This window comes from Kitasatospora sp. MY 5-36, assembly GCF_001182915.1.
In the GTDB taxonomy this organism is placed as follows: Bacteria; Actinomycetota; Actinomycetes; order Streptomycetales; family Streptomycetaceae; genus Kitasatospora.
In genome coordinates this window covers 1-4,167 of the sequence record NZ_LFVW01000816.1, presented here as the reverse complement: position 1 = coordinate 4,167, position 4,167 = coordinate 1, and the positions used below count along the sequence as shown (strand labels likewise).

General features: G+C 76.5%; 2 protein-coding genes and 1 pseudogene. 2 read left to right on the top strand and 1 reads right to left on the bottom strand.

The genetic code is table 11. From position 1 onward, the window contains the following. Positions 1–173 precede the first annotated feature (173 nt). Positions 174–1,949: a 3-hydroxyacyl-CoA dehydrogenase family protein gene (locus AE652_RS36640; RefSeq protein ID WP_082346213.1), complete on the bottom strand. Its 1,776-nt coding sequence runs from the start codon at positions 1,947–1,949 to the stop codon at positions 174–176. Positions 1,950–2,508: 559 nt separating this feature from the next. On the opposite strand from AE652_RS36640, the gene AE652_RS36635 reads away from it, so the two are divergent. Beyond that, positions 2,509–3,972 (top strand): glutamine synthetase family protein, encoded by a 1,464-nt coding sequence (locus AE652_RS36635; RefSeq protein WP_082346212.1) that lies wholly within the window; start codon positions 2,509–2,511, stop codon positions 3,970–3,972. A 3-nt stretch (positions 3,973–3,975) separates the two neighbouring features. Then, positions 3,976–4,167, top strand: a pseudogene (locus tag AE652_RS36630) (amidohydrolase); the annotation flags it as partial.

Sequence of the window (4,167 nt, the reverse complement as noted above, 5' to 3'; positions counted from 1 at the left end):
CACCGGCACCACCGGTCCGGTCACGGCCGGGCGGGGCCAGCGGGAGGTCGCCGTCCCGGGGCTCCAGGCGGGGCGCAGGGGAGCCGCGGAGCCCGGTGGCGGCGCGGCGTGCGGTCCGGCCGGGGGCGGCTCGTACGGCAGCTCGTACGGGCCGCCCCCGGCCTGCGGGGTGGTCACCGGCGCGCGTGGTCGCGGAAGCCGCGGCCGGTCTTGCGGCCCAGGCAGCCCGCCGCGACCAGGTGCTCCAGCAGCGGCGCGGCCGCCAGACCGGGCTCGCGGAACTCCTGGTGCAGCACCCGCTCGATCGTCAGCGAGACGTCCAGGCCGACCACGTCCAGCAGCTCGAACGGGCCCATCGGGTAGCCGCAGCCGAGCTTCATCGCGGTGTCGATGTCGTCCACCGTCGCGTAGTGCTCCTGGAGCATCCGCACCGCGTCGTTCAGGTAGGGGAAGAGCAGCGCGTTGACGATGAAGCCGGCCCGGTCGCCGCACTCCACCGGGTGCTTGCGGACCTTCGCGGTCAGCTCCAGCACCGTCGCGGTGACGTCCGGCACGGTCAGCACGGTGGAGACCACCTCGACCAGCTTCATCGCCGGGGCCGGGTTGAAGAAGTGCATGCCGATCACGTCCTGCGGCCGCGAGGTGGCGGTCGCGCAGCTGATCACCGGCAGCGAGGAGGTGGTGGTGGCGAGCACCGCGCCCGGGCGGACGATCTTGTCCAGGGTGGCGAACAGCTCGCGCTTGACCGCCAGGTCCTCGGCGACCGCCTCGACCACCAGGTCCACCTCGGCCAGCTCGGTGTACTGGCCGACCGGGGTGACCAGCGCCAGCGCGGCGTCCCGCGCCTGCGCGGACAGCCGGCCCTTGGCCACCGAGCGCTCCAGCGACCTCGCCAGCTGCGCCTTGGCCGCCTCGGCCTTCTCCTGGCTGCGGGCGGCCAGCAGCACCGGGTGCCCGGCCTTGGCGAACACCTCGGCGATGCCGGTGGCCATCGTCCCGGAGCCGCAGACGCCGACGGTGCGCACCTCCCGGCCCGGCACCTTCGGCAGGGCCGGCCCGGTCGCCGCGTCCACGGCGCGGGACGAGCCCGGCGCCTCGTAGGTGTAGAAGCCGCGGCCGGTCTTGCGGCCCAGCAGCCCGGCCGCGACCAGCTGGCCGAGGATCGGGGCGGGCGCGTGCAGGCGGTCCCGGGACTGCTCGTACATCGCCTCCAGCACGGTGCGCGCGGTGTCGACGCCGATCAGGTCGAGCAGCGCCAGCGGGCCCATCGGCAGGCCGCAGCCGAGCCGCATCGCGGCGTCGATGTCCTCCCGCGAGGCGTACTTGGACTCGAACATCGCGGCGGCCTGGTTCAGGTAGGCGAACAGCAGGCCGTTCACCACGAAGCCGGCCCGGTCGCCGGCCGCCACCGGCTCCTTGCCGAGGTCGCGGGCGAAGGCGGCGGCGTCCTCGGCGGTCCGCGGGGAGGTCAGCACCGTGCGGACCACCTCGACCAGCTTCATGCCGTGCACCGGGTTGAAGAAGTGCAGGCCGAGCACCCGCTCCGGACGGGCGGTCGCGGCGGCGATCCGGGTCACCGACAGCGCGGTGGTGCCGGTCGCGAGCACGGTGCCCTCCGGGCAGATCCGGTCCAGCTCGGCGAAGACCTCCCGCTTCAGCTCCAGCTGCTCGGGGACCTCCTCGATCACCAGGTCCGCCCCGGCGGCGGCCGCGAGCTCGTGGCCGACCGAGATCCGGGCCAGCAGCCCGGTGCGCTCCTCGGCGGTGAGCCGCTCCCGGCCGACCGCGTGCGCGGTGGCCTCCTCGATCCGGGCCAGCGCCCGGGCGGCCGAGTCCCCGGTGGCCTCGATGCCGATCACCCGGCGGCCGCTCTTGGCGACGGCCACCGCGACGCCGGCACCCATCGTGCCGAGGCCGACGACGGCGACAGTGGGGAAGGGACGCTCCATCTGTCCTGTACTCCTAGTCATGAAGGGCCCGCGCGTGCTCCGGCGGGCACGCCGCCGCGCCCGTACGCCGGGGGCGGCCGCCGCCGGAGGAGGGTCCACGCGCGAGGGCTGGGGAGATGACGGGGTGTCGGCACGCCGGGCGGGGGCCGGTCCGCTCCGGCCCGATCGCGGGTGTGCCGTGGTGCTCAGGCGCTCGAAGGTGAAGGAGACGGCCCTGATACGAGGAGGAACCCGGCCCGCCGCGATCCGCGGCACCGGCCGGTGAAGGTGAAGGCGCACCGCGCGGGCGCCGGAGAAGCGGCGACCGCGGCCTGCCCCCGGTGCGGCTCCCGAAGCCCGGCGGTGGTGCGTGCCCGGCCACTGTAGCGAAGCTACTGGCGAGTAGGAAGAGGGCGGGGACGGAAAACCGTTCGGGGCCGCGGGCGTTCGCCGTCCCGGTGCCCGCCGACCTGCCCGCCGACGTGCCCGACCCGAACGGGTGAACAGGTGAACGGGGGCGCCCGCAGGACCACCCGATAGGGGAGTTACCCGACCCCGACCGGCGGGGCAGCATGACGGCATGACCACCGGAACCGCCGCCGTCGACCCCACCGCGCCCGGGCCCGCCGAGCCGCCCGTCACCGCCGAACGGCTCGCCGCCGCCGCGGTGGCGGCCGTCGCGCTGCCACCGCGCGAGGAGCGGGCCGCCCGGGCCGCGCAGGCCGTCGACCGGCTGCGCACAGAGGCCGTCGAGGCGGTGGCCGTCACCTGGGTGGACAACGCGGGCATCACCCGGGTCAAGGCCGTGCCGCTCGGCGGCCTGCTGCACGCCGCGCAGTGGGGCGTCGGCACCGCGCCCTGCTTCGACGTCTTCCTCGCCGACGACGCGATCACCACCAGCCCGATCATCGGCGGCCCCACCGGGGACCTCAGGCTCTACCCGGACCTCGACCGGATCGTCCCGCTGGCCGCCCAGCCCGGCTGGGCCTGGGCCCCGGGGGACAGATACACCCAGGCCGGTGCCCCGCACCCCGGCTGCCAGCGGCTGTTCGCCCGCCGGGCCCGGGCGGTGGCGGCCGCGCGCGGCCTGAGCCTCAAGGCGGGCATCGAGGTCGAGTGGACGGTCGCCCTGGCCGGCGCCCCGGGGGAGGAGCCGCAGTACCCGACGCACGGCCCGGCGTACGGGATGCACCGGGTCACCGACCTTTCCGACTACCTGCGGGACGTCCTGCGCGCCCTCGGCCGGCAGGGCCTGAGCGTCCTCCAGATCCACCCCGAGTACTCCCCGGGCCAGTTCGAGGTCTCGGTCGCCCCCGAGGACCCGGTCGCCGCCGCCGACACCTCCGTCCTGGTCCGGCACACCGTCCGGGCGGTCTCCGCCCGGCACGGCCTGCGGGTCTCCTTCGCCCCGGTGGTGGAGGCCGGCGCCGTCGGCAACGGCGGGCACCTGCACGTCAGCCTCTGGCGCGACGGGCGCAACCTCGGCCACGGCGGCCCCGGCCCGCACGGCCTGACGGCCGAGGCCGAGGGCTTCCTCGCCGGGGTGCTCGACGCGCTGCCCGAACTGCTGGTGCTGGGCTGCTCCAGCCCGGCCGGGTACCTGCGGCTGGTGCCCTCGCACTGGGCGGGCGCCTACCAGTGCTGGGGCCTGGAGAACCGGGAGGCCGCGCTGCGCCTGGTGACGGGCTCCACCGGGGAGCGGTCCGCCGCCGCCAACGCCGAGGTCAAGTGCTTCGACGCGAGCGCCAACCCGTACCTGGCGGTCGGCGGGGTGATCGCGGCCGGCCTCGCCGGGCTGGAGCAACGCCGCGCGCTGCCACCGGAGTTCACCGGCGATCCGGCGGCCGCCGAGCCCGGCGCGGTGCCCCGGCTGCCGGCCTCCCCAGCCGAGGCGATCGCCGCGTACGAGCGCTCGGCGGTGCTGCGCGAGGCCCTCGGCGAGCCGCTCTACCAGGCGGTGCTGGCGGTGCGCCGGGCGGAGCGGGAGCAGTACGCGGCCGTCCCGCCCGAGGAGTTGGTCGCGGCCACCCGCTGGCGGTACTGAGCGGTGGCCCGGCCGGAGGGGCCCGCGCTGGTCGACCACCACTGCCACAGCGTGGTGGCGGCCGAGCTCGCCGACGACGCCCTGGCCGGGCTGCTCACCGAGTCCGACCGCCCGCCCGCGCCCGGCTGTTCGCCCTTCGACAGCGCGCTGGGCCTCGCGGTGCGGCGCTGGTGCCCGCCCGTGCTCGGCCTGCCG